The organism is Micromonospora sp. M51, from assembly GCF_018070305.1.
GTDB classification, from domain to species: Bacteria; Actinomycetota; Actinomycetes; order Mycobacteriales; family Micromonosporaceae; genus Micromonospora; species Micromonospora parva.
This window is the reverse complement of record NZ_JAGPXZ010001143.1, coordinates 1-1317: the sequence shown is the minus strand read 5'-3', so window position 1 is coordinate 1317 and position 1317 is coordinate 1. Positions and strand designations below refer to the sequence as shown.

Below are 1317 nucleotides of genomic sequence, written 5' to 3'. Positions count from 1 at the left end.
CCGTACCTATGGGTGAACTGTCAAGAATGAGGAGGGCACGTGGCACAGATGAAGCGGACCGTCATCGTCGCGAGCGCGATGGTCGCACTAACGGCCTGCGCTCCCGCGGGTTACGACCCCGCGAACTCGAGCGCGGCGGAGCCGGTCGCCGTCGCCGCGGCCGAGCCCACCGCGACGGTTGAACCCGAGGTGTCGGCGTCCGCGGAGGTGCCGGCCGCCGACGCGCCGCCCGCGGACGTCGACCTGACCGAGAAGTTGGTCGGTAAGAGCGTCGCCCGGATGGGCAAGGTGGTCACCGACCAGGACGGCTGGATCCTGTACCGCTTCGACAAGGACACCGCCGACCCGCCGTCGTCGAACTGTGTCGACAAGTGCGCCGAGGTGTGGCCCCCGGCACTGACCGACGGCAACCCGGAGCTCACCGGCGTCTCCGACGACAAGGTCGGCAGCGTGACCCGGCAGGACGGCACCCGTCAGCTCACCGTCGGCGGCTGGCCGGTCTACCGCTACATCGGTGACAAGAAGCCCGGCCAGTGGAAGGGCCAGGCTGTCGGTGGCACCTGGTTCGTGGTCCAGCCGGACGGCAAGAAGAACCTGAGCTGCCTGCCCAAGGGCACCCCGAAGGCGGTCGCGCCGCCGTCGGACAGCGGCTCCAACGACGCCGGGGGTTCGGGCTACTCGTACTGAGCCTGACCGCCCGCGAGGGCACGGTGGTCGGTCGTCGCCGGGGAGGGCGCGACCGGCCACCGTCGTGTCCGGGGGTGGGTCAGGCCCGTTCCCACGGGCTCGGCACCGGGAAGTACGTCTCGAGGAACGGGATGAGCAACGCCATCTGCGCGTCGAGGTCCTCCTCGACGGAGAACGCGTCGTTGAGGCAGAACACCTGCCGGTCCCGGCGGGCGAGCAGGTGCGCCAACCGGGCGGGTGTGTCCGGGTGGGACAGCTCGGCGATGGTGTACCGCAGGTCCCCCGGTGCCGCGCGTCCGGTGTGGAAGGCGTAGTAGTGATGCAGCGACGAGGCGATCGACAGGTCGTCCATGCTGCGGAACTGACTCGCCGCGGTCCGCCGGTACTGCTGCGGGAACGTCTGCTCGATCTCCTGGAGCACGCTGCGCCGCAGCGCGTGCGGCATGTGCTTCATCTTCTGGGTCAGTACGGTGCCGAACCGCTCCGCGATCAACGCGCGGTTGTTCTTCCCGGCCGCCGAGGACGGGATGTCCCCGGCGGTGGGTGGCCCCGGCGGCACCAGCGCCGGCGAGGGGAAGAACCGGGAGATGCCGTTGGCCAGGAAGAAGTCCTGGGGCAGCACCTCGGTGC

Annotated in this window: 2 protein-coding genes; one reads left to right on the top strand and one right to left on the bottom strand. The window is 70.2% G+C overall.

What is annotated here, in order from left to right; genetic code table 11:
* Nucleotides 1-39 precede the first annotated feature (39 nt).
* Nucleotides 40-687 carry a hypothetical protein gene (locus KBX53_RS33185; protein WP_210863810.1) on the top strand — a complete coding sequence of 216 codons (648 nt, stop codon included), beginning with the start codon at nucleotides 40-42 and terminating at the stop codon, nucleotides 685-687.
* A 79-nt stretch (nucleotides 688-766) separates the two neighbouring features.
* On the opposite strand, the gene KBX53_RS33180 is transcribed toward KBX53_RS33185, so the two are convergent.
* A partial coding sequence (locus KBX53_RS33180) for a stealth conserved region 3 domain-containing protein (protein WP_210863809.1) occupies nucleotides 767-1317 on the bottom strand: 551 nt, incomplete at its 5' end.